The 26140-nt window shown below is 70.6% G+C and carries 26 protein-coding genes; 12 read left to right on the top strand and 14 right to left on the bottom strand.

Translation table 11 applies throughout. The features are described 5' to 3' along the window. The first annotated feature begins 9 nt into the window (after window positions 1-9). Both BJ998_RS03425 and BJ998_RS03420 read left to right on the top strand, forming a co-directional pair. Entirely contained in the window at window positions 10-711 is a 702-nt protein-coding gene (locus tag BJ998_RS03425; RefSeq protein WP_312889901.1) for a methyltransferase domain-containing protein, read from the top strand. A 9-nt stretch (window positions 712-720) separates the two neighbouring features. Beyond that, window positions 721-1737 carry a type III polyketide synthase gene (locus BJ998_RS03420; RefSeq protein WP_184858393.1) on the top strand — a complete coding sequence of 339 codons (1017 nt, stop codon included), beginning with the start codon at window positions 721-723 and terminating at the stop codon, window positions 1735-1737. Here the strand turns inward: BJ998_RS03420 and BJ998_RS03415 are convergent. From BJ998_RS03415 to BJ998_RS03400, 4 genes are all read right to left on the bottom strand, one after another. Continuing rightward, window positions 1710-2576, bottom strand: a complete 867-nt coding sequence (locus tag BJ998_RS03415) for a phosphotransferase family protein (RefSeq protein WP_184858391.1) — start codon at window positions 2574-2576, stop codon at window positions 1710-1712. The two genes, BJ998_RS03420 and BJ998_RS03415, sit on opposite strands and share 28 nt — an antisense overlap. Continuing rightward, entirely contained in the window at window positions 2573-3337 is a 765-nt protein-coding gene (locus tag BJ998_RS03410) for a TIGR02452 family protein (protein ID WP_184858388.1), read from the bottom strand. Before BJ998_RS03410 ends, BJ998_RS03415 begins: the two co-directional genes overlap by 4 nt. A 57-nt stretch (window positions 3338-3394) precedes the next feature. Further along, on the bottom strand, window positions 3395-4288 hold the full coding sequence (locus tag BJ998_RS03405; protein ID WP_184858386.1) for a hypothetical protein: 894 nt from the start codon (window positions 4286-4288) through the stop codon (window positions 3395-3397). A 229-nt stretch (window positions 4289-4517) separates the two neighbouring features. Continuing rightward, window positions 4518-5114 (bottom strand): TetR family transcriptional regulator, encoded by a 597-nt coding sequence (locus tag BJ998_RS03400; RefSeq protein ID WP_184858385.1) that lies wholly within the window; start codon window positions 5112-5114, stop codon window positions 4518-4520. Window positions 5115-5209: 95 nt separating this feature from the next. Here BJ998_RS03400 and BJ998_RS03395 point away from each other — a divergent pair, with 95 nt between their 5' ends. Continuing rightward, window positions 5210-5935 carry an SDR family oxidoreductase gene (locus BJ998_RS03395; RefSeq protein ID WP_184858384.1) on the top strand — a complete coding sequence of 242 codons (726 nt, stop codon included), beginning with the start codon at window positions 5210-5212 and terminating at the stop codon, window positions 5933-5935. A gap of 115 nt (window positions 5936-6050) precedes the next feature. Further along, complete coding sequence (locus tag BJ998_RS03390) at window positions 6051-6971, top strand: TIGR01777 family oxidoreductase (RefSeq protein ID WP_184858383.1); 921 nt, start codon at window positions 6051-6053, stop codon at window positions 6969-6971. Here BJ998_RS03390 and BJ998_RS03385 read toward each other — a convergent pair. Beyond that, a complete protein-coding gene (locus BJ998_RS03385; protein ID WP_184858382.1) occupies window positions 6968-7741 on the bottom strand; it encodes a hypothetical protein in 774 nt (257 codons plus the stop codon). The two genes, BJ998_RS03390 and BJ998_RS03385, sit on opposite strands and share 4 nt — an antisense overlap. A 142-nt stretch (window positions 7742-7883) precedes the next feature. Here BJ998_RS03385 and hrpA point away from each other — a divergent pair, with 142 nt between their 5' ends. The 4 genes from hrpA to BJ998_RS03365 all read left to right on the top strand — a co-directional run bounded on the left by hrpA (window position 7884) and on the right by BJ998_RS03365 (window position 13105). Then, window positions 7884-11732, top strand: a complete 3849-nt coding sequence (gene hrpA / locus BJ998_RS03380; protein ID WP_221338396.1) for an ATP-dependent RNA helicase HrpA — start codon at window positions 7884-7886, stop codon at window positions 11730-11732. Window positions 11733-11768: 36 nt separating this feature from the next. Next, window positions 11769-12278: a SigE family RNA polymerase sigma factor gene (locus BJ998_RS03375; RefSeq protein ID WP_184858380.1), complete on the top strand. Its 510-nt coding sequence runs from the start codon at window positions 11769-11771 to the stop codon at window positions 12276-12278. Continuing rightward, window positions 12271-12627 (top strand): hypothetical protein, encoded by a 357-nt coding sequence (locus BJ998_RS03370; RefSeq protein WP_184858379.1) that lies wholly within the window; start codon window positions 12271-12273, stop codon window positions 12625-12627. The genes BJ998_RS03375 and BJ998_RS03370 overlap by 8 nt, the downstream gene beginning before the upstream one ends. Before the next feature lie 82 nt (window positions 12628-12709). Beyond that, the gene (locus BJ998_RS03365; protein WP_184858378.1) at window positions 12710-13105 is read left to right on the top strand and encodes a superantigen-like protein SSL4; all 396 of its coding nucleotides are present in this window, start codon (window positions 12710-12712) and stop codon (window positions 13103-13105) included. A 60-nt stretch (window positions 13106-13165) separates the two neighbouring features. On the opposite strand, the gene BJ998_RS03360 is transcribed toward BJ998_RS03365, so the two are convergent. Genes BJ998_RS03360 through BJ998_RS03350 form a run of 3 tightly spaced genes read right to left on the bottom strand, consistent with a single transcriptional unit; the run spans window position 13166 to window position 17209 of the window. Next, complete coding sequence (locus BJ998_RS03360) at window positions 13166-14527, bottom strand: FAD-binding oxidoreductase (RefSeq protein ID WP_184858376.1); 1362 nt, start codon at window positions 14525-14527, stop codon at window positions 13166-13168. Between the two features lie 10 nt (window positions 14528-14537). Then, window positions 14538-15725, bottom strand: a complete 1188-nt coding sequence (locus BJ998_RS03355; RefSeq protein ID WP_184858374.1) for an alpha-hydroxy acid oxidase — start codon at window positions 15723-15725, stop codon at window positions 14538-14540. After that, entirely contained in the window at window positions 15722-17209 is a 1488-nt protein-coding gene (locus tag BJ998_RS03350) for an FAD-dependent monooxygenase (RefSeq protein ID WP_184858372.1), read from the bottom strand. The genes BJ998_RS03355 and BJ998_RS03350 overlap by 4 nt, the downstream gene beginning before the upstream one ends. A gap of 91 nt (window positions 17210-17300) precedes the next feature. Between BJ998_RS03350 and BJ998_RS03345 the strand changes: the two genes are divergently transcribed. Together BJ998_RS03345 and BJ998_RS03340 are read left to right on the top strand one after the other, a co-directional pair. After that, window positions 17301-17996 carry a TetR/AcrR family transcriptional regulator gene (locus BJ998_RS03345; protein WP_312889899.1) on the top strand — a complete coding sequence of 232 codons (696 nt, stop codon included), beginning with the start codon at window positions 17301-17303 and terminating at the stop codon, window positions 17994-17996. Between the two features lie 60 nt (window positions 17997-18056). Next, window positions 18057-19019, top strand: a complete 963-nt coding sequence (locus BJ998_RS03340) for a threonine ammonia-lyase (protein ID WP_184858370.1) — start codon at window positions 18057-18059, stop codon at window positions 19017-19019. Between the two features lie 80 nt (window positions 19020-19099). Here BJ998_RS03340 and BJ998_RS03335 read toward each other — a convergent pair whose 3' ends face one another. After that, window positions 19100-19678, bottom strand: coding sequence for a TetR/AcrR family transcriptional regulator (locus BJ998_RS03335; protein WP_312889898.1), 579 nt, complete (start codon window positions 19676-19678; stop codon window positions 19100-19102). A gap of 58 nt (window positions 19679-19736) precedes the next feature. Between BJ998_RS03335 and BJ998_RS03330 the strand changes: the two genes are divergently transcribed. Further along, window positions 19737-20090, top strand: a complete 354-nt coding sequence (locus BJ998_RS03330; protein ID WP_221337859.1) for a VOC family protein — start codon at window positions 19737-19739, stop codon at window positions 20088-20090. A 68-nt stretch (window positions 20091-20158) separates the two neighbouring features. Here the strand turns inward: BJ998_RS03330 and BJ998_RS03325 are convergent, their stop codons facing one another. The 4 genes from BJ998_RS03325 to BJ998_RS03310 all read right to left on the bottom strand — a co-directional run bounded on the left by BJ998_RS03325 (window position 20159) and on the right by BJ998_RS03310 (window position 24222). Further along, the gene (locus tag BJ998_RS03325; protein WP_184858366.1) at window positions 20159-20896 is read right to left on the bottom strand and encodes a MerR family transcriptional regulator; all 738 of its coding nucleotides are present in this window, start codon (window positions 20894-20896) and stop codon (window positions 20159-20161) included. 35 nt (window positions 20897-20931) lie between these two features. Next, complete coding sequence (locus BJ998_RS03320) at window positions 20932-21720, bottom strand: alpha/beta fold hydrolase (RefSeq protein ID WP_312889897.1); 789 nt, start codon at window positions 21718-21720, stop codon at window positions 20932-20934. A 250-nt stretch (window positions 21721-21970) separates the two neighbouring features. After that, on the bottom strand, window positions 21971-23563 hold the full coding sequence (locus tag BJ998_RS03315) for an alpha/beta hydrolase (RefSeq protein WP_312889896.1): 1593 nt from the start codon (window positions 23561-23563) through the stop codon (window positions 21971-21973). A 92-nt stretch (window positions 23564-23655) separates the two neighbouring features. After that, window positions 23656-24222 (bottom strand): TetR/AcrR family transcriptional regulator, encoded by a 567-nt coding sequence (locus tag BJ998_RS03310; protein WP_312889895.1) that lies wholly within the window; start codon window positions 24220-24222, stop codon window positions 23656-23658. A 96-nt stretch (window positions 24223-24318) separates the two neighbouring features. On the opposite strand from BJ998_RS03310, the gene BJ998_RS03305 reads away from it, so the two are divergent. Beyond that, window positions 24319-25170 (top strand): NAD(P)H-binding protein, encoded by an 852-nt coding sequence (locus BJ998_RS03305; RefSeq protein WP_184858360.1) that lies wholly within the window; start codon window positions 24319-24321, stop codon window positions 25168-25170. A 7-nt stretch (window positions 25171-25177) separates the two neighbouring features. Here the strand turns inward: BJ998_RS03305 and BJ998_RS03300 are convergent, their stop codons facing one another. Next, a complete protein-coding gene (locus BJ998_RS03300; protein ID WP_184858358.1) occupies window positions 25178-25726 on the bottom strand; it encodes a DUF885 family protein in 549 nt (182 codons plus the stop codon). Between the last annotated feature and the right edge of the window lie 414 nt (window positions 25727-26140).

The raw sequence follows: 26140 nt of genomic DNA, 5'->3' as shown, positions 1-26140 counted from the left end.
TGTGGGGCTGTGCGCAACGACACGGCGCAGTACGACCGGCTCGCCGGGCAGTGGTGGCTGCCGGACGGGGCGTTCGCGATGCTGCACTGGCTCGCGGCCGCCCGGGGAGCGCTTGTGCCACTCGCGGAGCGACCTGGGGCGTTGCTCGTCGATCTCGGCTGCGGCGGCGGGCTGCTCGCGCCGCACGTGGCCGCGCGCGGATACACCCACATCGGCGTCGACGTCGTCGACAGCGCCCTGCGGCAGGCCCGGGCACACGGCATCGTGCCGATCAAGGGTGACGTGCTTCACCTACCTTTGGGTGACGGGTGCGCCGACGTCGTCGTCGCGGGGGAGATCCTGGAGCACGTGGCCGACCTGGACGCCGCCGTGGCGCAGGCGTGCCGGCTGCTCCGACCGGGTGGACGGCTGGTGTTGGACACCCTCGCCGACACCGCCCTGGCCCGCTTCCTCGCCGTCACCGTCGCGGAGCGGGTGCCGGGCCTGGTGCCGCGGGGCATCCACGACCCGGCGCTGTTCGTGAACCGCGAACGCCTGGTCCGGCTGTGCGCGGAGGCCGGTGTGCGGCTCTCGTTACGGGGTATTCGTCCATCCGTGCCGCAGCTCGTCCGGTGGCTGCCGCGCCGGAGGGGCAGGGTGGAGATGGTGCCGTCGGCGTCGACGGCGGTGTTGTTCCAGGGTTGGGGCGTGTTCCAGGGGCCGGGGGATTAAGGAGGCGGGATGACCGCCGTGACCATCGCCGGCATGGGCCGGGCGCTACCGGCCGCCGTGTCGCAGCAGGAGCTGTGGGACGGGTACTTCCGGCAGCACGTCGACTCGCCCGGCTTCGGCGCCCGCATCTTCGCCAACTCGGGGGTAGTGCGCCGCCATGCCGTGCTGAATCCGCTGGTCGAGGACGTGTCGGGGTGGTCGACCGGGCAGCGGATGCGCCGCTACGCCGTCGAGGCCGTGCCGCTGGGGTCCGCCGCCGTGTCGGACGCTCTGGATCAGGCAGGCATCGCCGCGTCGGAGGTCGGCCTGTTCGCCGTCGCCTCGTGCACCGGCTACGTCAGCCCGGGGGTGGACGTGCACGTGGCCGCCGAGCTCGGGATGCCCGCTGAGCTGCGGCGACTCGTGTTCGGGCACATGGGCTGCTACGCCGCGATTCCCGCCTTGGGCGCGGTGGCCGACTACGTCGCCGCCCATGCCCGCCCGGCCGTGCTGCTCAACGTGGAGCTCACCTCGCTGCACGTCCAGCCCGCCGGCATCTCGCGGGACCAGATCGTCGCCCACGCCCTGTTCAGTGACGCCGCCGTCGCCACCGTGCTCGCTCCCGGCGCCGGTTTGGAGGTCGTCGACCTCGTGGCCCTGACCGATCCCGGCACGCCCGACCACATGACCTGGGACGTCACCGACCTCGGGTTTCGGATGGGCCTGTCGCCCAAGGTGCCCGACGTCCTCGCCCTGCACCTCCGGCCCGCCGTCGAGGGGCTGCTCCGGCGCAACGGCGTCACCGAGGTCGCCGGGTGGGCGGTGCATCCCGGCGGGCCGCGGATCCTGGAGACCGTGGAGGAGGAGTTGAAGCTGCCCGCCGACGCCCTCGACGCCTCTCGCGCCGTGCTGGCCGAACACGGCAACTGCTCCTCGGCGACGGTGCTGCTCGTGCTGCAGCGGCTGCTGCCGGTTCGGGGACACGTCGTGCTGCTGGCCTTCGGTCCCGGGCTGACCCTCTACGCGCTGCTGCTGCGCCACCAGTAGCGGCCGACGATGATCTCCTCCAGGTCGCGGATGTTGCCGGCGGCCATCTTCGGGTTCGTCTCAAGGGCGATGCGGAGGTCGGCGGCGAGGAAGTTGGCCTCCCGCAGCTCGCATTCCCGGCGGAGCACGTCCTTGGACAGCGCCGTGGCCTCGGCGACGAGGTCGAGGACGTCGACCATGTGCGGGCCGCTGAAGCGGATCACGAAGACCCAGTCGTCCAGCGGCTCGCCGAAGCGGGCCCACTCGAAGTCCAGCAGCGCCGTCACGGCGTCACCGTCGACGAGCCAGTTGTCCCAGTGGCAGTCGGCGTGCACGGGGACCGTGGTCTTGGCCCGCGGCGGCGCGTCCTTGGCTATCGCGGTCAGACCGTCGAGCAGGTGCCGCGGCACTTCGTGACGGCTGAGGCGGTCGATCTCTTCGTGCAGCGCCTCTTGGGTGGTGAAGCCGCCGTGGTCGAGGGTTTCCCGCAGCGTCGGCAGGGCTTCGGCCGGCGGCGTCCAGTCGTGCAGGCGGTCGAGCCGCTGGATCGCCTGCTCGGCCAGTGCCCGCGCGGTCTTGGCTTCGACGGCGTTCATGTCGGGAGGCTGGCCCGGCACGCGGGTGTAGCAGGCGTAGCGGACGGCATCGTGCGCGCCGCTGGCCAGCAGCGGGGCCGTGATGCCGGCGGGCAGATGCGGTGCGAGGGCGATCTCCCGGCTCAGGCGGGTGTGGCCGTCGGCGATCTTCACCACGACGTCCGCGCCCAGGTAGACGTCGTGGGACAGACTGTCGGTCGCGGTCAGGGGGCCGGGGTCGCGGCCCAGTGCGGCGGCCGCGATCGTGCGGGCGAGGTCGGTCATCGGAAGCTTTCCGTGAAGGCGGCCAGGTTCGGTGCCCCGAGGACCGCGAAGACGATGTGCTCGAAGTACCGATTCTCGTCGATCGCCGCCCGGAATGCCCGCGAAACGGTGGCGGGGTCGTTGCCGAAAACGCCGCAGCCCCAGGCGCCCAGCACGAGCCGCCGGTGGCCGTGGTTGGCGGCGACCTGCAGCACGCGGACCGCCCGGCGGTGCAGGATCGCGGGGATGCTGTGGGCGCGTTCGGGTTGGTTGCGTACGACGGCCCCTCGGTTCGGCGCCGCGGCCGTGAGGAACGAGACCGAGTACGGCGCGGTCAGCAGCGCGCCCTGGTCGTCGCGGAACACCGGAACGTCGGGGGAGTGGATGACCCGGTCGCTGTAGGTGAGGTCCGGGTCCGCCCGGTGGTGGGCGTAGAAGCCTTGCGCCGCCTGCAGATACGGATACAGCGCCGAGCAGCGGGCGATGCTTTCCTCCTGCGCCTGCGCTCCGTTCAGGAAGCCGCCGCCCGGGTTCCGGGCCGAGGCGAACACCAGGGCCGCGCCTCGAGTGCGGCGTGCCGCCTGCAGCGTCGACTCGTTCGTGATCTCGACGTGGGGAAGTTCGTCCCGCTGCTCGGGCAGGTCGAGGGGTTCGTCCGGCAGGTGGAGGGTCGTGCTCGCCGGGTTGACGTGGATCCCGGTTCGGCCGGCCGCGGTCTCGTACCAGCCCCGATCGCAGATCGCGACGGTCTCGCGGGCGATCGTTCGAAGTCTTTCGCTCATCTCCCCGTCATTGTGGTGGCCCGGCGCAACCGGGTATTCGCGCCGGGCCTCGACACGTCAGCCCACGACCTGCCAGTGGTTGTACTTGGTGACCATCGTGTAGGTGCGGCTGGAGCAGTCGAACGCCGCGTTGCCCGAGTCGAAGCGGGTGTCCGAGTTGCCGGGGGCCGCCGCCTGCCAGGTGCCGCCCAGGTTCACCTGGATGTTGTCGGCCGAGAACGTCTTGCCCGCCATGTCCGCGCAGGCGTAGCTCTGGCCGTTGCTCTGCAGCTCCGAGTACAGCTCATTGACGTCCCAGCCGGTCGTGCCGGCCTGCGTGTTGCCCGAGGAGGTGTAGAGCTTGTCGTACGCCTTGGTGGTGTAGTTGTAGAGGTAGGCCACCCAGGTGTTGCCGCCCGTCTTCAGGATCTCCGTCGTGTAGGCGCCGCCGCTGGTGTACTTGCTGATGAACGACGAGTTGATCGCCACCGAGGCCTCGAAGTCGATGTGGTTGCACCAGTCCCACGCCTCCACCGCCTGCGTGGACTTCGTGTAGACCGTCGTCACCTCGATGCACGACCCGCCCGCCGGGTACAGCGTCGGCGTGTAGATCGTCGTGCCGCTGTTGGTCGGGTGCACGGCCGTGCTCACGCTCTGCGCCGCGAACGCACCCTGGTTGTTCCCCATGTTGATGAACGCGGTGCCCGCCGACGGGTGGATCGTCGCCGGCGCCTGCACCGCGTGGCCGCTCAGCCTGCGGCCCAGCAGTCCCTCGTGCGCCGTCAGGAACGACTCCTTCTGCGCCGCCGTGCTCTGCCGCACCGCGTCTCCGCGCTGCACGCCCGCCACGTCCGTGGTGCTCTTTGCCGCCATCGGCGTCGCCACTGCCGCCTGGGCCGGCGTCGCCATCAGCACGACCGCCGTGCATGCCACCAGACCGGCGCCCACGCGCCGGAAAATGCTTGCTCGCATGGATGATGTCCGCTCGTCGCAGGGTTACGAACAGGTGGCATCCGACGCTACCGGCCCCCGCACGACCGAACCCCATCCGAAAGGACTGTCCGCCGGCCAGGAAATCAACAGTGAACGGCGTGCTGGGGGTCGTCCAACCACAGCCTTCGGCCGCTTCCGGCCACCGTCAGCCCGAAGCGTTCCAGTTCGGCTGCTCCGGTGTGCAGAGCACCTTCCGGATGCGCGGAGGCTAGGGGTTCGCCGGCTGCGTGGCGGATCCGGCGGCAGGGTCCAGGCTGGCGGCGAGCTCGGTTGCGACCTCGTGGACACGCGCCGCGAAGTCCGCCTGTTCGGGCTGGTCGGTCCACCGCTCGAACGCGGTCTGGAAGACGGCGATGCCGACCTGCGCGAGCAGTTTCGCTCTCGATGCGGCGGCGCCGCGTTGCCGTAGTGCTTCGGCCAGCGCTTCGGTGACGGCCGCCAGCTTGGTTCGCTCGCGTTCCTGCAGTTCGGGGCTGGACGCGATGACCGCGCGTCGTTGGGCCGCGTGCGGAACCAGGTCGGCGAACAGTGCGCCGGTGTCGACCAGGGCGGCGAGCAGTGCCTGGAAGGGCGGGAGCGCGGCGTCGGCGCGCCGGACGGCGTCGGACACAGCGCCGGGGAGCTGCTCCGAGCCGGCGAACAGCACATCGCGCTTGTCGGTGAAGTAGCGGGAGAACGTGCGACGGGTCAGGCCGGCCCGTTCGGTGATCTGCGTGACGGTGGTGTTCTCGTACCCGTGCTCGACGAACAGCTCCAGCGCGGCGGCACGAAGCCGGTCCTGAGCTCTCGGGTCCCACCGCGGCATGCCGCGATCGTAGCAGTGATGACTCACTGAGCCATCACTGCTATGGTGATGTCTCACTGGGTCATCACAACGGCTCCGCTTCAGGAGGATGGATCATGTCTCTGGCTGGCCGACGCATCGTCGTCATCGGCGGCAGTTCGGGTATGGGGCTGGCAACGGCCCGTGCCGCGACGGCGGCGGGCGCGTCCGTCACGATCGCGTCGAGCCGAGCGGTGCGGCTGGATGCGGCTCTGGCCGAACTGCCGGACACCTGCGACGGGTTCGTCACCGACGCGCGCGACGAGGCGGACGTCGCCGCCCTGTTCGAGCGTGTCGGCGCCCTGGATCACCTCGTGTACACCGCGGGTGACACGCCGGATCAGCGGCCGTTGCCGAACCTGCCGCTCGATGAGGCCCGGCGCCTGTTCGACGTCCGCTTCTGGGGTGTGGTCGCCGCGGTCAAACACGCGGCGCCCCGCATCAGGCCGGGCGGTTCCATCGTGCTGACATCCGGGATCATCGGCGTCCGCCCGACGCCCGGTGCGGCGCTCGCGGCCGCCTCGGTCGCCGCCATCGAGGGATTGGCCCGTGGCCTGGCCGTCGATCTGGCCCCGATCCGCGTCAACACGGTCCGCCCGGGCCCGGTCCACACGCCGATGTGGGACGGCATTCCGCAGCCGCAACTCGACGCGATGGTCGCCACGTTCACGGAACGAACGCTGACCAAGGCGATCGGCGAGGCGGATCAGATCGCCGCGACGAACCTGTACCTCATGGAGAACGGTTTCGTCACCGGCGCCGTGCTCACCGTCGACGGAGGCTTCATCCTGGCCCCGAGCTGACGGAGACGTGGTGAGGAGGTTCGACCTGCCGGCGGAGGGCTACCCGAACCCGAATCCCTGCCAGTCTTGCTGGAAACCACAACTCTTCTAGTCAGAACTAGAGTAGTTTGGGTTCGTGAAGATCGTGCTGCCCGGCGGGACGGGCCACATCGGCGGGTTCCTGGGCCGGACGCTGCGGGACAAGGGCCACGAGGTGGTGGTGCTGAGCCGACGGCCGGGCCACGTGTGGTGGGACGGGCGCACCCAGGGGCCCTGGGCGGCGGAGCTGGACGGGGCCGACGCGGTGATCAACCTGGCCGGACGCAGCGTGAGCTGCCGGTACACGGCGGCGAACCTGCGGGAGATGATGAACTCCCGGGTCGACTCGACGCGGGCGGTGGCCGTGGCGATCGAGCGGGCGAGCAACCCGCCGAGGACGTGGCTGCAGATGAGCACGGCGACGATCTACGCCCACAGCTTCGACGTCGCCAACGACGAGGCCACGGGGATCATCGGCGGCAACGAACCGGGCGTCCCACGGTACTGGGAGTACAGCGTCCGGATCGCGAAGGCGTGGGAGGAGGCGCAGCGCGCGGCCGACACGCCGAACACCCGCAAGGTGGCGCTGCGCACGGCGATCGTGATGAGCCCCGACCACGGCGGCGCCTTCGACGTGCTGCGACGGTTGGCGCGGCTCGGCCTTGGCGGCCCGGTGGCGGGCGGGCGGCAGTACGTCTCCTGGATCCACGAGCACGACTTCGTGCGCGCGGTCGAGTTCCTGCTCGCAATCGAACTGACCGGTCCGGTCAACCTCGCCGCGCCGAGCCCGTTGCCGCACAGGGACTTCATGCGCACCCTGCGCGCTGCGAGCGGACGGCTGATCGGCCTGCCGGCGACGAAGTGGATGGCCGAGATCGGGGCGTTCGCGCTCCGTAGCGACACCGAACTGCTGCTCAAGAGCCGGCGCGTGGTCCCCGGAGAACTCACCCGAGCCGGCTTCGAGTTCGACTTCCCGGACTGGTCCGAAGCCGCCTACGACCTGGCCGCACGAGCCTAGAGCAGCTCCAACGCCAGCTCACGGGCCGAGGTCACGTCGTCGGCGGTCCGCACGAGGGAGCTCTCCGGCACGCCGCCGGGCAGTTCCCCGAGCACGACGTGCGGGATCCCGGCCAGCAACGCCAGCAGGTGCCCGTGGAGGTCGTCGGTGACGAGCACGCGGCCGCCGCCGAGCACGGTCAACGCGTGCTGGACGTGGGCCTTGGCCAGGGGAACGAACGTCGCGGACAGCGCCCGCCAGGTCCGCCGGGCGAACTCGGGGTCGCGGCAGGCCCGGGCGCGCAACTCGGCGTTGGCCTTGGCGGTGACGCGCTGCCTGGGGGTGTAGCCCGGCTCCGGCGAGTCCCAGGTGACGACCCGGCTGCTCACCTCCGGCGGCGGCGTGCCCTCGGAGCAGTGCCACAGCACGTCGACGTCCACGGTGCCCAGCCGCGGTAACGCGCCCAGCGCCAGGGCGAGATGCGGCACCTTCAGGTCGGCGAGGCGCACGACCGGTACGTCCGGCCGCCGAACCTCGACCCCGCCGGCCAGCAGCAGCGGCCCCTCGACGGCGTCCTCGGCCAGCGTCTCCCCGAGGCACTGGTACGCCACCCGCACGCCCAGCCGGCGCAGCGCGATCCGGGTGCCCAGCCACCCGGCCGGATCGCCGGGGGAGTCGGGGTCGGGAAAGTGCACCAGGGAGACCCGTCTGGCTTCGCCGAGCGCGGCGCGCAGGCCGTCGTCGATGGCCGTGTTCAGCGAGCGGAGCAGCGTGCAGTCGGGATGCGGCACCGACAGATCATGGCAGGCCCGCCGGTCACCTAGACTGGGAGGGGAGAAAACCACGCGCGTGTCCGAACCGCGGGTGGCTACGCTGCGAAGTCAAATGGGATCGCTACCGGTGACTGCTGCCCACATCGAACTGCCCCAGCTGATGCTGCGCGACGAGCATCGGCTGCGTCGGCGCATCGACGGCACCCGCAAGATCCGTGACGAGGCGAAACGCCGCGCCGCGCTGGCCCGCATCGACGAGGAGGTGCTGGCCGCGCAGGCGAAGCTGGCGGCGCGCGTCGCGGCGGTGCCGCGCATCAGCTACCCGGAGGAGCTGCCGGTCAGCCAGCGCCGGCAGGACATCCTGGACGTGATCCGGGACCACCAGGTCGTGATCGTGGCCGGCGAGACCGGCTCGGGCAAGACCACCCAGCTGCCCAAGATCTGCCTGGAGCTGGGCCGCGGCGTGCGCGGTGTGATCGGCCACACCCAGCCGCGGCGGCTGGCCGCCCGCACGGTCGCCGAGCGGGTCGCCGAGGAGCTGCACACCGAGCTGGGCAAGGTCGTCGGCTACAAGGTCCGGTTCACCGACCAGGTCGGCGACGACACGCTGGTCAAGCTGATGACCGACGGCATCCTGCTGGCCGAGATCCAGAGCGACCGGCTGCTGTCCCGCTACGACACGCTGATCATCGACGAGGCGCACGAGCGCAGCCTCAACATCGACTTCATCCTCGGCTACGTCAAGCAGCTGCTGCCGCGCCGCCCCGATCTCAAGGTGATCATCACCTCCGCCACCATCGACCCGGAGCGGTTCTCCCGGCACTTCGGCGACGCGCCGATCGTCGAGGTCTCCGGCCGCACCTACCCGGTGGAGACCCGCTACCGCCCGGTCGTCGACCCCGAGGACCCGGACGCCGACCCGGACCGCGACCAGGTGCAGGCGATCGCCGACGCCGTCGACGAGCTGTGCGCCGAGGGCCCCGGCGACATCCTGGTGTTCCTGTCCGGCGAGCGGGAGATCCGCGACACCGCCGACGCACTGTCCAAACAGGACCTCAGGAACACCGAGATCCTGCCGCTGTACGCCCGGCTGTCCGTCGGCGAGCAGCACCGGGTGTTCCAGCGGCACACCGGCCGGCGGATCGTGTTGGCCACCAACGTCGCCGAGACCTCGCTCACGGTTCCCGGCATCAAGTACGTGATCGACCCGGGCAACGCCCGCATCTCCCGCTACAGCCACCGGCTCAAGGTGCAACGGCTGCCGATCGAGCCCATCTCGCAGGCCTCGGCCAACCAGCGCAAGGGCCGCTGCGGCCGCGTCTCCGAGGGCATCTGCATCCGGCTCTACTCCGAAGAGGACTTCCTCAGCCGGCCGGAGTTCACCGACGCCGAGATCCTGCGCACCAACCTCGCCTCCGTCATCCTGCAGATGGTGGCGGCCGGCCTGGGCGACATCGCCGCGTTCCCGTTCATCGACCCGCCGGACCGCCGCAACATCAACGACGGCATCGGCCTGCTGCAGGAACTCGGCGCGCTGGAGAACGGCAAGCTGACGACCATCGGCCGCCGCCTCTCGCAGCTTCCCGTCGACCCGCGGCTGGCGCGGATGGTCGTGGCCGCCGAGGAGAACGGCTGCGTGCGCGAGGTCATGGTGATCGCCGCCGCGCTGTCCATTCAGGACCCACGCGAGCGTCCCACTGAGCAGCAGGAGCAGGCTCAGCAGCAGCACGCCCGGTTCCGCGACCCCGACAGCGACTTCATCAGCTTCCTGAACCTGTGGAACTACCTGCGGGAGCAGCAGAAGGAGCTGTCCTCCAACCAGTTCCGCAAGATGTGCCGCGCCGAGTTCCTGAACTACCTGCGGGTCCGGGAGTGGCAGGACATCTATTCGCAGCTGCGCCAGGTGGTCAAGGGCCAGGGCGTGTCCGTGAACGGCGGCGAGATCGACACCAAGGGCATCCACCTGTCGCTGCTCGCCGGACTGCTGTCGCACCTGGGCATGAAGGACGTCATCACGAAGGGCGTTCCGCGCAAGGGACCCACCGAGTACCTCGGCGCCCGCGGCGCGAAGTTCGCGATCTTCCCCGGCTCGGCGCTGTCCCGGCAGCAGCCGCAGTGGGTGATGGCGGCCGAGCTCGTGGAGACGTCCCGGCTGTGGGCCCGGGTGGTGGCCAAGATCGAGCCGGAGTGGGCCGAGAAGCTCGGCGCGCACCTGGTCAAGCGCAACTACAGCGAGCCGCACTGGGAAGCCAGGCAGGGCGCGGTGATCGCCACCGAGAAGGTCACCCTGTACGGCCTGCCCATCGTCGCCGCGCGCCGCGTCAACTACGGCCGGATCGACCCCGAGGTGAGCCGGGAGCTGTTCATCCGGCACGCCCTCGTCGACGGCGAGTGGCGCACCAACCACCGGTTCTTCCACCACAACCGGCAGCTGCTGGAGAACGTGGAGAAGTTGGAGGACCGGGTCCGCCGGCGTGACATCAAGGTCGACGACGAGACCCTGTTCGACTTCTACGACAAGCGGATCGGCGCCGAGGTCGTGTCGGTGCGGCACTTCGACACGTGGTGGCGCAAGACCCGCCGCGAGCAGCCCGACCTGCTCACGTTCGACCCGGACATGCTGGTCAACGACAACGCCGGTGGGATCACCGAGGCCGACTACCCGGACCACTGGACGCAGGGCGGAGTGCAGCTGCCGCTGACCTATCGGTTCGAGCCGGGCCGTCGTGACGACGGCGTGACCGTCCGGGTGCCGCTGCCGGTGCTCGGCCAGGTCGACGGCGACGGCCTGGCGTGGCAGATCCCCGGCCTGCGGCTGGAACTCGTCACGTCGCTGATCAAGTCGCTGCCCAAGCAGATCCGCCGCAACTTCGTGCCGGCCCCGACCTTCGCCAAGGCCGTGGTCGACCGGATCGGGGCGGACGACCAGCACGTGCTGGAGGCCGTCGAGCGCGAGCTGCGCACGCTGTCCGGCGTGACGATCCCGCGCGAGGCCTGGCAGCTGGACCAGGTGCCCGAGCATCTCAAGACCACCTTCCACGTGGTCGACGAGCGGGACCGCACCCTGGCCGAGGGCAAGGACCTGGCGGCGATCAAGGAGGACCTGCGGGCGACCATGCGCGCCGCGCTGTCGGCCGCGCCCAACGACATCGAGCGCACGGGCCTGACCAGCTGGGACTTCGGCACGTTGCCGCGCACGCACCGGCAGGCCGTCACCGGCTACGAGGTGACCACCTATCCGTCGCTGGTCGACCGCGGCGACCACGTGGACGTGAAGCTGCTGGACAGCGCCGCCCAACAGCGGGCGGCGATGGCCCTGGGCACCCGGCGCCTGCTGCTGCTCCAGCTTCCGTCCCCGGTGAAGCTGATCGTCCGCAGCCTCAGCAACGACGCCAAGCTGACGCTGAGCCGCAATCCGCACGGCGGCGTGCCCGCGCTGCTCAACGACTGCATCGCGACGGCCGTGGACAAGCTCGTCGCCGACGGCGGCGGCCCCGCCTTCGACCAGGCCGGCTTCGAGAAGCTGCTGGTCCGGGCCCGGGCCGGCCTGAACGAGACGGTGCTGGACGTGGTGAACCGGGTGCGTCGGGTGCTGAACGCCGCGCAGGCCGTTGAGCGGCAGCTGGCGGCGGCGAAGTTCGCCCCGGACGCCTCCGTCGCCGACATCCGGGCCCAGCTCCGCGGCCTCGTGCACGCCGATTTCGCCGCGGAGACCGGCTACCAGCGGCTGCCGGACGTGGAGCGCTACCTCAAGGCGATCGAGCGGCGGCTGGAGAAGCTGCCCGAGAACCCGCAGCGGGACGTGCAGCGCACCGAGGAGATCGCCGAGATCACCGCCGAGTACCGGGCACTGCTCGACGCCGTGCCGCCGGGCGAGCCGGTGGGGGAGCCGCTGCGCAACATCGGCTGGATGATCCAGGAACTGCGGGTGAGCTACTTCGCGCAGACCCTGGGCACCGCGTACCCGGTCTCCGAGAAGCGGATCTACAAGGCGATGGACGAGCTGTGAGCAACTCGTGGGCCGGGATAGGCGTCTAGCCGTTCGATGGACCAGTCCTTCGACGAGTTCGTGCACTCCCACCAGCAGGCGCTGGTCCGCTACGCCACGCTGCTGTCCGGTGGCCAGGGCGAGGCCGAGGACCTGGTGCAGGAGGTGCTGGTCCGGGTCTACCCGCGCTGGGAGACGCTGGACGGCTCCCGCTACGCCTACGTGCGGCGAGCCGTGACCAACGAGTTCCTGTCGTGGCGGCGGCGCTGGAGCACCCGGCACATCCGGTCGGTTCCCGAGGTGCCCGAGTCGGCGAGCGTCGAACTGGGCTGGGACGAGCCGGACGAGCGCCTGGGGCGTGAGCTGCGAAAACTGCCCCGGCAGCAACGAGCGGCGGTCGTGCTGCGTTATTACGAGGACCTCACCGACGCGGAGATCGCCTCGTTGCTGGGCTGTCGCGAGGCGACCGTGCGGGCGCACGTCAGCCGGGGCCTCGCCGCGCTGCGGTCGGTGCTGGGCACTCCGGAGCGGGTCCAGAGGGGCGTCAGGGGGCGGGGCCATGAGTGACGAGGAGGACGAGCTGCGGCGGATGCTCGCGGCCCGCGCCGACCGGGTGCACTCGTCCCTGTCCGGGCCCGCGATCCGGGCCCGCGCCGAGGCCCGCCGGCCGGTTCGTCGCTACGCGCCGTTGTTGACCGCCGCCGCTGTGCTGGCGGTCGCGGTGATCAGCATCGTGCTGCTGCAGCACGGCGAGTCGGGGCCGGCGCAGGTGCCGCCGGCCGCGCCCGTGACCACGTCGTCGACGGTCACCGTCTCGCCGCCGTCGACGGTCACATCACCGCAGATGACCGTCACCACGCATTCGCAGGTCAGCAGCTCGCCGATGACCACGACCGAGACGACCACGTCGAACTGAGACTTTTCTGCCGGCCGCTGCAACAGATCCGGCGCGGGCCGCATGGAAGTGGTGTCAGATCCGTTGATCGAGAGGACACCCCATGCGTATCCCCGCTGTGCTGCGGTCCCGGAAGGCCATCGTGGCGGCGGCGGTCACCGTCGGCGTGCTGGGGGCCGGCACGGTCGCCATGGCGGCGACCTCGGCCTCCGGCGGCGCGCCGACCACGACCACCTCGCCGGTGTCGACGACCGTGACCACGTCGCCGGCCCCGTCCAGCACCGTCTCCCCGACGGCGTCGTCGCCGGTGACGACGTCGGTGTCGGCCCCGCAGACCACGGTGTCCGCCCCGCAGGTCACGGAGACCACGCGGTCCGCCCCGGCGACCACCACCGTGTCCGTGCCGCAGACCACTGTCTCCGCGCCGCAGACGACGCGGACGACGGTGTCCGGGCCGGTGTCGTCGCCGGCCTACCCGACGACGACCGTCAAGGGCTGATCAGCCGACGGACCGGACGGCCCCGGCCGGGGTCGTCCGGTCTCGGTGCGCTGATCACGGTCACGACGCGAACACCTTGCCCGGGTTGAGAATTCCGTGCGGGTCGAGGGCCGTCTTCACCGCCCGGTGCATCTCCAGCACCGCCGGGCTCAGCTCCTTCACCAGGCCCGGCCGCTTGAGCAGGCCGACGCCGTGCTCGCCGGTCACGGTGCCGCCGAGCGCGAGGGCGTCGTTGACGATGTCCTCGAACGCCGCCTGGGCGCGCTTTCGGGCGTTGTCGTCGTCGAGCGGCGTGATCAGCAGCGGGTGCAGGTTGCCGTCGCCGACATGCGCCACGTTCGCGATCACCGTGTCGTGCTTCTGCGCGGCCGCCTCGATCCGGCCCAGCATCTCGGCGATCTTGTTGGTCGGCACGCACACGTCCTCGGTGAGCACCGGGCCGAGCCGCTCCAGCGCCGGGTAGGCCAGCCGGCGGGCCGCGAACAGGGCGTCCGCCTCCTCCTGGTCGGTGGACATCGCCGCCCAGGTCGCGCCGGCCTGCTCGAAGCAGCCCAGCACGGTCGCCGCCTCCGTGTCGCCGGGCGTGTCCGTGCGGCCGAGCAGCACCACGTTCGCCTCCGCCGACAGCCCCATGTTCTTCCACGCGTCGACGGCCTTGAGGCAGTGCCGGTCGACCAGCTCCAGCGCCGACGGCACGACCCCCGACGCGACAACCGCCGCCGCGGCCTCGCCGGCCGCCACGATCGAGTCGAAGTAGCCGGCCACGGTCCGCTCGGCCGCCCGCTTCGCGCGCAGCCGCACGGTGATCTCCGTGATCACGCCGAGCGTGCCCTCACTCCCGACCATCAGGCCCGCCAGGTCGTAGCCCGCGACCCCCTTCGCGGTTCGCCTGCCCAGCCGGACGATCTCGCCCGTGCCGGTCACGACCTGCATGCCCAGCACGTAGTCGCGGGTCACGCCGTACTTCACGCAGCACACGCCGCCGGCGTTCGTCGCCACGTTGCCGCCGATCGTCGACCACGGCGAACTGGCCGGATCCGGTGGGTACCACAGGTTCTGCTCGGCGCAGGCCGCCCGCAGATCGTCGTTGACCACGCCCGGTTCCACCACCGCCAGCCGCTCCACCGGGTCGATTTCCCGGATCCGGTTCAGCTGGTCCATCGCCAGCAGCACACAGCCCTCGACCGCGTTCGCCCCGCCCGACAGCCCGGTGCCCGCGCCCCTCGTGACCAGCGGGACGCCGCGCCGGATGCACGTTCTCACCGTCGCCTGGACGTCCTCCGCGCCGCGCGGCCGCACCATCGCCGCCGGCAACCCGTGCGGGGCCCATTCCGCCTCGTCGTGGGCGTAGCCGCGGAGCACGTCCGGATCGGTCACGACACGGTCCGGCGGGAGGACGGCGTGGAGGTCGTCGATCAGCACGCCGTCCAGGCTAAGCCCGGAGCCTGACCCGCGACCGGTCCAGATCGGTGATCGCGTTCGCCCCCACCAGCCGCATCGTGCGCTCCAGTTCCTCGCGGAGGATGGAGATCACCTTGGTCACGCCCCTTTCGCCGCCCGTCATCAGGCCGTACAGGTAGGGCCGCCCGATCAGGCAGGCTTTCGCACCGAGGCCGACCGCCGCCGCGATGTCGCCGCCGGTGCGGATGCCGCCGTCCACGAACACCTCCAGCCGGTCGCCGACCTCGTCCGCGACCGGCTGGACCAGTTCCAGCGGCGCCGGGCCGCGGTCCAGCTGCCGGCCGCCGTGGTTGGACAGCACCACCGCATCGGCGGCGACCTCCGCCGCCTTCTTCGCGTCCCGCACGCTCTGGATGCCCTTGATCACCAGCGGGCCGTCCCAGACTTCCCGCAGCCAGGCCAGATCCGTCCACGTCACGTCGCGGTCGAACATCTTCGCGCCGATGTCCGACGGAGCCAGCGAGCCGTCGCCGTCGAACGACGCGAACCGGAGCGGCTCGGTGGTGAGCAGGTTCCACCACCAGCGCGGCTTCGTCGCGCCGTCCAGCAGGGTGCTCAGGCTCAGCCGGGGCGGCAGCGTCAGGCCGTTGCGGATGTCCCGGACCCGGTTGCCCGGCACGGGCGTGTCCACGGTCAGCACCAACGCCCTGAATCCGGCGTCCCTGGCCCGGCCGACCATGTCCTTGGTGAAGCCGCGATCCCGCCAGACGTAGAGCTGGAACCACAGGTTGTCGCCATGGAGGTCTTCCGGCGCGGTTGTGCCCATTGTGGACAGTGCGTACGGGATACCCGCCTCGGCGGCGGCCTGCGCGACCGCCGGCTCGCCGGCGTGATGCATCATGCGGGTGTAGCCCGTGGGAGCGAGCACGAGGGGGAGTTCCGCCGGCTCGCCGAGGATCGTCGTGCCGGTGTCGATGTCGCCGCCCACCAGCACCTGCGGGCTGAACTCGACCCGGTCGAAGGCGGAACGGTTGCGGCGCAGGCTGATCTCGTCGTCCGCCCCGCCCTCGACGTAGTCGAAGACCGCCTTGGGCACCCTTTTCCCGGCCGCCGCGCGGAGATCGGACAGCGTGTGCGCCCGCTTGACGGGATCCAGCTCCAGGCCGCGGGGTTGCAACAGGGGCCGGAGTTCCCGCCAGCGGGGCACACGTCGGGTCATGCCCGCAAGTCAAGCACCGTGCGCCAGGCCCTTTCCAGCTCTGCCGGGGATGCCGCGCCGACGCTGCGCCAGGCGATCACGAAGTCCGGCCGGACCAGCGCCGCCCCTTCGGGCGAGATTCCGTACCTGGTGAAGAACTCCGGCTCGTCGATCACGTGCACCTCGATCGGCAGGGCCGTGTCCTGGTACGCGGGATTGCCCGTGAGCAGAACAAATCCCCGGCCGAGCAGGTCGGTTGTCGACCCGTTGGCCAGCCTGACGTACGGCGCCCGGACCCCCGGCCGGCCCGTCGGCCGCTCCGGATCCTCCAGCAGGTCGCCCGGATCGCCCGGCTCCGTGATGACCGCCCCGCCGAGCTGGCGGTAGCCGAAGAACAGCGCGCTCACCGGCGACACCGGCTCCGGCAGCGTCGGGTCGTTCGCCAGGTCCGGCCGGCTGCGCTGGGTGAACAGCAGGAACTGCTGGTCCGCCAGGATCTTCGAGTACGGCCGGCGCTCCGGGTCGTGGCTCGCCAGCAGGCCCGGACCCGCCTCGCCCCTGGTGACCATCGCCAGCTTCCAGGCGATGCCGAAGCCGTCCATGATCGCCGTGTTGCCGCCGAAAGCCCCCGTCGGTGGCATCATCCTGGCCGCGTCCCCGACCAGGAAGATCCGGTTGTCGCTGAAGCGCTCCGCCACGCCGTGCCTGGTCTGGGAGCTGCCGTGGCGCAGGTCCAGGACCTTCGGCTCCAGGTCCGGGATGCCCGTCGCCGTGCGGATGATCCGCACCCAGTCCTTCGGGCCGTCCGTGTTCGACACGCCCACCGCGTACCGGCCCGGGACGTCCGTGCTGACCAGCACCCCCGCTCCGCCCGGGAGGTCCGGGTTGAGCAGGTAGCAGAGGAACTGCTTCTGTTCCAGATCCGCCTCGAACAGCGTGCCCGTCCCCTCGCCGAGCACGCCCCGACCGATCAGCTCGATGCCCAGCGCGTGCCGGATCGGGCTCCGGTGACCGTCCGCCGCCACCATGTAGTCGACCTCGACCGTCTCTTCTTCCTCGGTTTCGAGGTTTCTGATCACGGCCGTCACGCCCCGGTCGTGCTGCTCGAACGACACCAGCTCCGTGCCGAAGCGCAGGTCCGCCCCCAGCTGCCGGGCCCTGTCGGCCAGGATCGGCTCCATCCGCTCCTGGCTCACGTCCGCCCAGGGTGCCTGCGACAGCGCGCTGAAGTCCGGCGACTCCGCCATGATCTCCTGCAGCACCGGTCCGTTCAGGCTCACCGCCCTGGTGATCCGGAACTGCCCGTCCGTCGACGCGGACCGCACCTGCTCGTCCACTCCCGCCACCCGCAGCGCCTCCATGACGTGCGGGAACTGGCCCCTCGCCTTCGGGTGCAGCGATGTCGTCGGGTGCCGCTCCACCAGCAGTGGTGGCGCTCCGTGCAGCGCCATGAACATCGCCGTCGACAGCCCAGACAGGCCGCCTCCCACCACCAACACCGTCATCCTCGGTCCCCCTCGCAGCGTCGAACGTCGTTCGTCCTGACGAACGCCGTTTCTAGTCGCGAACGCCGTTCGTGTCAACTAGAGTGGTGGCGTGCCGCTTCCGGAACCACCGTGGCGTAAGCCCGTGCGCCAGCAGCTCAGCCGCGAGCTGATCGTCGACACCGCGCTCGAGATCCTCGACCGGGAGGGCATGGACGGGCTCAGCATGCGTCGGATCGCCACCGAGCTCGGCACCGGCGCCGCTTCCCTCTACGCGCACGTCAGCAACAAGGACGAGCTTCAGGAGCTGCTGCTGGAACGGGTCCTTTCCCAGGTGCCCCATGAGCCGCCCGACCCCGCTCGCTGGGCCTCCCAGCTTCGGGACCTCTGCCGCCACACCGTCGGCGCCCTCATCGCCCACACCGGCATCGCCCAGGTCGCCCTCGCCACCATCGTCCCCACCGGCGAGGCCTCCTTCTCCCAGGCCGAGGCCATGCTCGGCCTCCTCCGCGCCTCCGGCCTCCCCGACGCCCAGGTCGCCGTCGCCTTCGACGTACTCACCCTCTACTGCACCGCCTTCGCCGTAGAGGCCAACGCCATTCGCAGCGGCCAGTTCAGCCCCGCCGAGATCGCCGAGCGCACCCGCCAACTCGGCGAGTACATGGCCTCCCTGCCGCCCGACCGCTTCCCCTCCCTCCTCGCCCTCGGCCCCCTCCTCGGCTCCGGCGACGGCGAACGCCGCTTCCTCGCCGCCATCGACCTCGTCATCGCCGGCATCGAGGTCCTGGCGACCCGCTCCTCAGAGTGAGGGGAAGTAGGTTCTCCCGACCCCGCCCCGTGGCACATCCGTCGTCAGTAGGGTCGCGGCGTGCCCCAGACGCGGCTTGATCTCGACCGGATCCACGCGGCCCGCAGCGTGATCGACCCGGTGTTCCTGGACACGCCGATGTACCGGTGCGACGCGCTGGGACGCCGACTCGGCTGCACGGTGAGCATCAAGCTGGAAACGGCGAACCCGGTCCGCAGCTTCAAGGGCCGGGGCACGGAGCTGGTGGCGAGCCTGCTCGCCGAGCGGGGCCGGAGTGCCGTGGTGTGCGCCAGCGCCGGCAATCTCGGCCAGGCGCTCGGTTGGTCGGGCGGCCGCCGGGGCCTCGACGTGACGGTGGTGGCATCGCGACGGGCGCCTGCGGCCAAGCTCGATCGGATCCGCGCGCTGGGTGCGGAGTTGGAGCTGGTGGACGGCGACTTCGAAATGGCCCGCGAGCGGGCTGCGACCATCGCGCAGCGGCGCGGTATCCGGCTGCTCGAGGACAGTCTGGACATCGAGACCTGCGAGGGCGCGGCGACGATCGGCCTTGAGCTGGCGGACAAGAAGTCCACATTCGACACTGTGCTGATCGCCCTGGGCGGCGGCGCGATGGCAACCGGCGTGGGCTACGTCCTGAAGACCCTGGCGCCCGGAGCCGAGGTGATCTGCGTGCAACCGATGGGTGCGCCGGCGATGACCCGCTCCTGGCACGAGCGGCGAGTGATCACCACCGAATCGATGGACACCATCGCCGACGGCGTCGCCGGCCGGTACCCGATTCCCGCGGTCCTGGACGATCTCCTCGCAGTGGCTGACGATGCCGTCCTCGTCCGGGAGTCGTCGATCATCGCCGGCATGCGACTGCTCCTGGAGCACGCCGGCCTCGTCGTCGAGCCCTCAGCTGCCCTCGGTGTCGCTGCCGTGCTGGAGGACCCCGACCGTTTCGCCGGCCGTCGCATCGTCACCGTCATCTGCGGTAGCAACGTCGACCTGAATGCCTACCACCACTGGGTTCACGGGTGACCTGCTCAGCCGGCTTCGGCCGCGGTGCTGGTGGCCACGAAGCACACCGGATCGCCTTACCCCTCGTGCCGCCGGTGGCCTCATCCCATCGTGTGGTGGATGACGGAGTTCAGTTCACGGCGGAGGTTCGCCGGCGACTGTGGCCGTATCTGCTGCTGCACGACCGTTCCCAACAGCCAGGACAGCAGTGCGTTGACGGTGACGGCGGGGTCGTCGACCGGTAGTTGCGCGGCGAGTTCGCCGAGCAGGGCGCGCATGTCCTCCACAGTGGCGGCAACGGCGTCGGCGGACTGCCGACGGCCGGTGTCGATCCAGTATTCGAACCAGAGGAACGCGGCGTTGGGCTGTGCGGCGAACGTGGCCAGGTAGGCGTCCACGACCGCCCACAGTTTCTCGACGGGGTCGGATTCACCGTCGGCGGCTTGCCGCAGCCCGGCCACCATCGCCGCCACGTGTTCCCGCATCGCGATGTCCACGATCTGGTGGATGTCGTCGAAGTAGTAGTGCACGGCGCTCTTGGTCAACGGGCTCGCGTCGGCGACCGCTCGCGCGGTGCAGGCCGCGAGCCCGTCCCGGGCGAGGACCTGTTTGGCGGCGTCGATGATCTGCTCGCGCTTGCCGCGCCGGTTGGCTTCGATCACGGGCCTGGTCGCTGTCACGCCGGCAAATCTACCGCCTCGTTGCCAACGTGGGACACATGTCCTAAAGTCAGGACACATGTCCCAACAATTCGTGTTCCACGACGTCCGGACCACTGACCTGTCCGCCTCGCGCCGCTTCTACACCGAGCTGTTCGGTTGGGCGGTCACCGACACCCCCGCCGGGCCGATGTTCGGTGACGAGGGTGGTGTCTGGGGCGGATTCACCCCGCTGCCCGACGGTGACCCGCGACGTCCACAGTGGATCCCTTACGTCCCGGTGACCGATGTGGACGCTGCTGCCCGGCGCGCGGTGGAACTCGGGGCGCGGATCGTCAAGCCCCGTACCGATCTGCCGCCGGGCTCGGTGGTCGTCGTCGAAGAACCCGGTGGCGCCACCTTGGCGCTGTGGCAGCCGGCGGATCGACAGTGAAAAGAGGTTGTGACCACATCATCGCCGGGTAGCGCGCGCCGCGCGCTCATGCGCAGAAGGTGTTGGCTTCACTTGGTGTGCGCGGCGGTTCGGCGCTGCTCGGCGCGATGGGCGAGCACACCGAGGATGCGTTGCCACGCCGGCGATGCCTCGGAGATCCGGGAGACGACCAGCTTCAGGTACCGTGCCTGGCCGCTGTCCCGTCCGTGCTTGATCTCCCACGCGTCCATGTCGTCGATGAGCCGATCCAGGCGTGGATCCTGCGGATCCCAGTCGACCGACTGGTCGCAGGCGAGATACAGGCGCGTCGTCTCGGGATCGTCGAAGCTGGCGTTCTTGTCGCGTATCCGCTGCGGCATGACGTGCGGATCCAGTGCCTGCATCAGGATCCACGAGTCGCGCTCCAGTCTCACCCGTAGCTCGCTGACCCCGAGACCACGCATCCGGTCCAGGATCGCAACCACCTCGGGAGGCAGGACGAGCCTTTCGCCGCTGGCCAGTTCGGCGATGCGGAGGCGGTACTCGGCGAGCTGGTCGATCTTGCGCTGCAGTTCGGCGTCGATGTCGGTGATGGCAGCGGCGAATTCGGTGGGCTGGGCGTGCAGCAGCGCGTCGATACGGGCCAACGGCACCCCGGCGTCGGCGAGGGTCCTGATCCGGATGAGATCCACCGCCGCCTGCGCGCTGTAGCGGCGGTAGCCGGAGGCATCGCGTTCGGGCTCGGGCAACAGGCCGACGTGGTGGTAGTGGCGGACGGTGCGCACGGTCACGCCGGCGGTCGCCGCGAGCTGGCTGATCGTGAGCACCGTCCTCCTTGGGGCTTCGCACGACGCGGCCGAGTCTAGGGGCGAGCCGCCCGGTCGACGACGTCACGGATCGCCTGGACCACGGCATCGGGCCGGTCGAAGCAGAGCCGGTGGTGGAGGGTGTCGGTGAGGATGCGTTGCTCCCCGTACGAGACCGCGTTCACCAGGGCCGCGTCCATCCTCGTCTTGCCGTCACGCATCTCTTGCGACGCCAGCGCCGGATGGGCGGGGTCGACGCCCAGCACGGTGAGCGCGATCACCGGGACGTCCGGGATGTTCGGCCCGGCCCGCAGTTCACTGGCGAGGTCGGTCAACTTGCTGCGCTCGGCGACGCCGGCCTCGAGCCATTCGGCACTCATCTTGGCATCGACCAGCGATTGCCGCACGTGCTCCGGGTAGTCCGCGCGCAGCTCGGTGTACATCTCGCGCAGGGCCGGGCGCATCTGTTCGAGCTGCTCCCGATCAGGTGCCGTTTGCTCGGTCGCGGCGAGATGCAGTGCGGGCGGCATGAACTGGTCCCAGTCGCGATGGAGGCCGTCCAACCAGACCAGTCCCGCCACGTCCTGCGGGTACAACTGCGCGAACCGATGCGCGTAGAAGCCGCCGAGCGAGTGTGCCGCCAGAACGTACGGGGCAGCGATGTTCTGGGCGCGCAGCAGCTCGCGCAGTTCCCTGGCGACCGCGGCGGCGGTGCGCGGCAGCGCGAGGGAATCGCTGTAACCCGTGCCGCCCCGGTCGTACACCACTGCGGTGGTGAACTGCGAAACCCCTTGCTGGACACCGAAATAATCCAGACCGACCGCACTGGCGCCCGGCAGGAACACGACGGCCGGCCCGCCGCTGCCCGACCGGTGTACGAAAACACGGCGGCCGTCGATCTCCTGGAACCCTCCGACCGGTGGCGCGGGCCGAGCCGGGGAAGTGCTGCTGTTCGTCATGCGACAAGGCTCCAACCCTGACGCAGGGTCAGGGTCAACCCCTTCCGCGCACGTTCGTCGCTGACGCCGGAACGTGGTGGCGGAGAACCGATCACCGCCGGGTTTCGCGAACCCGAAACCCGGCGGCCCGTCGGCCCTAGGCGGGGTCGAACGGCTTGTGGTCGATGGCGCAGGTGGCCCCGACGGGCGGCAGCACACCGGAGATCAGGTAGTCCCGCTTCGCCTTCTCCGCACAGGTGCTGTGCACGTACATGGTGCTGTGGCCGGAGCCCTCCACCACGAGCAGCCGCGCCTTGGCGAGTTCGGCGATGCCGTCCTTGGCGCCCTTGAGCGGCGTCGAAGGATCGAACCGACTGTTGATCACCAGGATGGGAGCGGCGGTCACCCGGTTCCACGGGCCGCGGTAGGGCTGCACGGCCGGGCGCGGCCAGTAGGCGCAGCTCATCATGTCGAACACGCCGATGCGGCCGAAGTACGGGACGCGCTTGTCCTCGCTGGTCGCGAGGGCGCTGTAGGTGGATTCCGCGGTGGGCACGGTGCTGTCGGCGCACTGGATGGCGTTGAACGCCTCGGTCGAGTTGCCCAGGTACTGCTCGCCCTTCGGCTGGACCGCCCTGGCCGCTGCCACGGTTCCGCTGGCCTGGTACAGCTTCTCGAGCTGGCCGGCGTTGTCCTTCCAGGTCTCCGGCTTGGCGAGATCGGCGGCCAGGTTGATGATCGCGGAGTAGCTGTAGGTGCTCGCCGTGCCGTCCGGATTGGTCACGGTGATCGGGTGCTGGCGGGCGCGGTCGGCCAGCGTGCGCCACTTGGCGTGCACGTTGCCGTCGGAGAATGCGCAGTTCGGCCCGGCGGCGGCGCACTGGGTCAGGAAGGACTCGAAGGTCTCGGCGATGCCGGTGGCCACGTCCTGGCGGGTGTCGACCGGCTGGGTGGCGCCGGCGGCGCCGTGACCGGTCGCGCTGCCCTGGAAGTCCATGGTGCCGTCCATGGCGAGCGCCCTGATCCTGGCGGGGAACAGGTTCGCGTAGATCGCGCCGATGTGGGTGCCGTAGGAGATGCCGTGGTACGTGATCTTGGCGTCGCCCACGGCCCGGCGCAGCAGGTCGAGGTCACGGGCCGTGTTGACGCTGTTCATGTACGGCAGCAACGCGCCCGCCTGCTGCTGGCAGCGGTCGGCGAGTTCCTTGGAGGCGCGGTAGAAGGCGGGCTCGCCGCTGGGGTCGCCGGGCATCTCCGGGAAGGAGTTGAAGAACTGCTCCTGCTCGGCGCTGGTGGCGAAGCAGCGCACCGCCGTGCTGTGGCTGACCGCACGGGGATCCCACGACACGAGGTCGAACCGGGCGCGCAGTTCGTCGGAGAACAGCCACGGCCACGTGGCGCGCTGCCGCAGTCGGTCCACTCCGGACGGTCCGGGGCCGCCGAAGTTGACGAACAGCGTGCCGATCCGGTGGGCGGGGTCGGTCGCCGGCAGCTTGATCAGCGCGAGGTCTATCTTCCGGCCGTACGGCGCGTTGTAGTCCAACGGCACCCCGGCCGTGGCGCACTGGAAGCCGCCCGAGCAGTCGGCCCAGGTCAAGGTCGGCGTCGGCGCGCGATCGGCCAGCGCGTCGGAGCCGTCCCCCGTGGCGGCGGCCGATGCGGGCAGCACGCCGAGACCGCAGCCCAGCGCCGCGGCCACGGCGGCGGTGCGGACCCACAAGCGCCGCCTTGTTCTGCTGGTGAAAGGCACTTCGAGATCTCCTCACGGTTTGCTTCCGTGAGCCATACGCCGTTTCGTACGCGCAGGTTGTCCGAATCCGCCCAGGAGTCACGCCCGGCTTGTCACCGGCCGGCGTGCGGGCCGATGCCGTTCTGGAGGGTGCGGATCACGGTCTCGGTGACGCCGTGGCGGGGGAGCAGCCCGTCTCCGGCGGCTTCGCAGCCGGCGTAGACGAGGCCCCAGACGACGGTGCGGATCCACTCGGCGCTGACGCCGGGGTCGAAGGCGCCGTCGGCCTGGCCGCGGCGGATGAGGTCGAGGATCGGATCCTGCGGCGGGACGGGGTGGTCGTCGGACCTGCGGGGGTCGCCGAACAGGAAGAGCAGCCGGTCGCCGGCGTCGACCATCGCGGAAACCAGGCGGCGCATGGCTTCGGCCGGCGGGCCGTCGTCGATGGCGGCGTCACGGGTGGCGTCCTCGATGGTGCGCCACGAGTCCTCGACGACGGCGGTGAGCAGCGCCTCGCGGTCGGGGAAGTAGCGGTGCAGCGTGGTGCGGCCGACCTCGGCGGCCTCGGCGATGTCGGCGAGTGTCGCGCCGCGGTGGCGGGCCAGCACGGTCGCGGCGGCGTCGAGGATGGCGCGCCGGGTGCGACTGCGGGCTCCGGTGTCGGCGGGCGCTTCGGTCACGGGCATACGATATCGTCACCCCAGAATGGAACATGGATGTTCCATGGCGGAACATTCAGGTGCTACGTTGAGTGCTCGGACGAGAGGACCGGGGACATGACGACTGTGGTGACGGGCGCGACCGGACATGTCGGCCGACTGGTGGTCGACCGACTCCGGCAGGCCGGCGAGAAAGTCCGGGTGGTGACGCGAAATCCCGCCCGGTCACCCTCAGGCGTGGAGGTGGTGCGCGCCGATCTCCTACGGCCGGACACGCTCGACGCGGCGTTCAGAGACGCCGACCGCCTGTACCTGTTTCCCGTGCCACAGACCGCGCGCGAAGTCGTCGCGGCAGCAGGGAAAGCCGGCGTGAGCCGGATCGTGGTGCTGTCCTCCGGCGCGGTCACCACTGGCTACGACACGACGTTCCATCTGCCCGTCGAGCGGGCGGTCGAGGAGTCCGGTCTGGAATGGACACATGTCCGTCCCGGCGAGTTCGCCCTGAACACCCTGCACCTGTGGGGGCCGTCCATCCGCGCGGATCGCGTGGTGCTCGACCCCTGTCCGGACCAGGCCGGTTCGCCCGTGCACGAGGCCGACATCGCCGACGTCGCCGCCGCCGCCCTGCTGGAGGACGGCCATGCCGGCAACGCCTATACCCTTGTCGGACCGCAGCCGGTCAGTCACCGCGATCAGGTGCGGGCCATCGCCGACGCCATCGGGCACGAGATCACCATCAGGGCGGTCACCGCCGACCAGGCGCTGGCCCACTACCGAGCCCAGGGCGGCTGGGCGGCGGCCAACGCCGAGTTCCTCCTGGGATTCCAGACCTATGACGGAAGGAGCGGATCGCCGGCCGAGCAGGCTCCGAAGCCGCCGGCGCCGTTGCCGACGGCGGAGCACGTCACCGGGAGACCCGCGCGCACGTACGCCGAGTGGGCCCGCGACCACGCCGGCGACTTCAGCTGATCAGAGCTCACCAGGCCATCGCGGGGCGGCAGGCCTCCGAGCGGACGAACGTGTCCACATTGGACAGGTGGCGGTCCAGGTACTCGATCGTCGCCTGCACGAGATGGGCCACGGGAGTGAGGTCGTCGGCGAGGCCCTCCCGTTGCCGCTGCGCGATGGTGGCCAGCGCCGCCGGCACGGCGGCCAGCCGCTTCGGGAAGTCGTCGGTGACGGGCACATCGCTCAGCGACGTGAGCAGGCCGGCCACCGGGGTCAGGAGCAGGTCGCTGACGGTGAACTCCAGCCAGCGGCCCTCGATCTGCCCGGTCATCACCTCGGCCTCGTGCGCGATGACCCGCTTGGTGATCCGGTCGGAGTGGCTCAGGCCCTCGTCCGGCACGGCCCGGGCCCGCGCCGCCAGCGCCGCGACGGCGTCGGCGAACCGCCGCTCGGCGGCGCGGCCGAAGTCGGTGAGCCGGTCGTCGTACCCGGGCACGCCCATGAAGCTGGCGCCGATCGGGAAGCGGTCCAGGAGGAGGTCGAAGAACTCGTCGGCGATCTCGGTGACTGCTGACATGTATCCCCCAGGCACTTGATGACAGTGGGGGACGACACGACAGCGGCAAAAACTAGCGATATGCTGGTATGCCTCGGTTCCCCCGACGGCGACCCTACCGGGATCGCGTCGGAGTCGGACGAGCGCCGACGGCCACCCCGATCGCCGCAACCACCCCTACCCGCGGCTCGGGCGGATGCCACCTGGATCGGTCCGAGCTTGGAAAGTCCGCCCTGCATCTGCACCGACTAACCGAGTGTCCCAGACGTACGTCCGACTGGTTCGCGGCAGCGGCGCCGAGGGGGCGACTGTAACCGTGTGACCTGCGGATTCGATACACGAGGCGACGGACTCGGCCGCCTCGATACACCAAGATCCGGCTGAGCGGCGGATCTGTCACTCCAACGGGGGTTAGGCATGGCTAACCTTCTAGAG

Source organism: Kutzneria kofuensis (genome assembly GCF_014203355.1).
GTDB lineage: Bacteria > Actinomycetota > Actinomycetes > Mycobacteriales > Pseudonocardiaceae > Kutzneria > Kutzneria kofuensis.
Note: the sequence above shows the minus strand (reverse complement) of the source record. Positions and strands in the feature narration are given on the sequence as shown.

Coding starts and splice junctions, on each gene's coding strand:
- BJ998_RS03330 (WP_221337859.1), top strand. CDS start 19,737: ATGTCCCAACAATTCGTGTTCCACGACGTCCGGACCACTGACCTGTCC.
- BJ998_RS03305 (WP_184858360.1), top strand. CDS start 24,319: ATGACGACTGTGGTGACGGGCGCGACCGGACATGTCGGCCGACTGGTG.
- BJ998_RS03375 (WP_184858380.1), top strand. CDS start 11,769: ATGGACCAGTCCTTCGACGAGTTCGTGCACTCCCACCAGCAGGCGCTG.
- BJ998_RS03415 (WP_184858391.1), bottom strand. CDS start 2,576: ATGACCGACCTCGCCCGCACGATCGCGGCCGCCGCACTGGGCCGCGAC.
- BJ998_RS03395 (WP_184858384.1), top strand. CDS start 5,210: ATGTCTCTGGCTGGCCGACGCATCGTCGTCATCGGCGGCAGTTCGGGT.
- BJ998_RS03405 (WP_184858386.1), bottom strand. CDS start 4,288: ATGCGAGCAAGCATTTTCCGGCGCGTGGGCGCCGGTCTGGTGGCATGC.
- BJ998_RS03350 (WP_184858372.1), bottom strand. CDS start 17,209: ATGACGGTGTTGGTGGTGGGAGGCGGCCTGTCTGGGCTGTCGACGGCG.
- BJ998_RS03420 (WP_184858393.1), top strand. CDS start 721: ATGACCGCCGTGACCATCGCCGGCATGGGCCGGGCGCTACCGGCCGCC.
- BJ998_RS03355 (WP_184858374.1), bottom strand. CDS start 15,725: ATGACCCGACGTGTGCCCCGCTGGCGGGAACTCCGGCCCCTGTTGCAA.
- BJ998_RS03365 (WP_184858378.1), top strand. CDS start 12,710: ATGCGTATCCCCGCTGTGCTGCGGTCCCGGAAGGCCATCGTGGCGGCG.
- BJ998_RS03410 (WP_184858388.1), bottom strand. CDS start 3,337: ATGAGCGAAAGACTTCGAACGATCGCCCGCGAGACCGTCGCGATCTGC.
- BJ998_RS03370 (WP_184858379.1), top strand. CDS start 12,271: ATGAGTGACGAGGAGGACGAGCTGCGGCGGATGCTCGCGGCCCGCGCC.
- BJ998_RS03300 (WP_184858358.1), bottom strand. CDS start 25,726: ATGTCAGCAGTCACCGAGATCGCCGACGAGTTCTTCGACCTCCTCCTG.
- BJ998_RS03400 (WP_184858385.1), bottom strand. CDS start 5,114: ATGCCGCGGTGGGACCCGAGAGCTCAGGACCGGCTTCGTGCCGCCGCG.
- hrpA (WP_221338396.1), top strand. CDS start 7,884: ATGCTGCGCGACGAGCATCGGCTGCGTCGGCGCATCGACGGCACCCGC.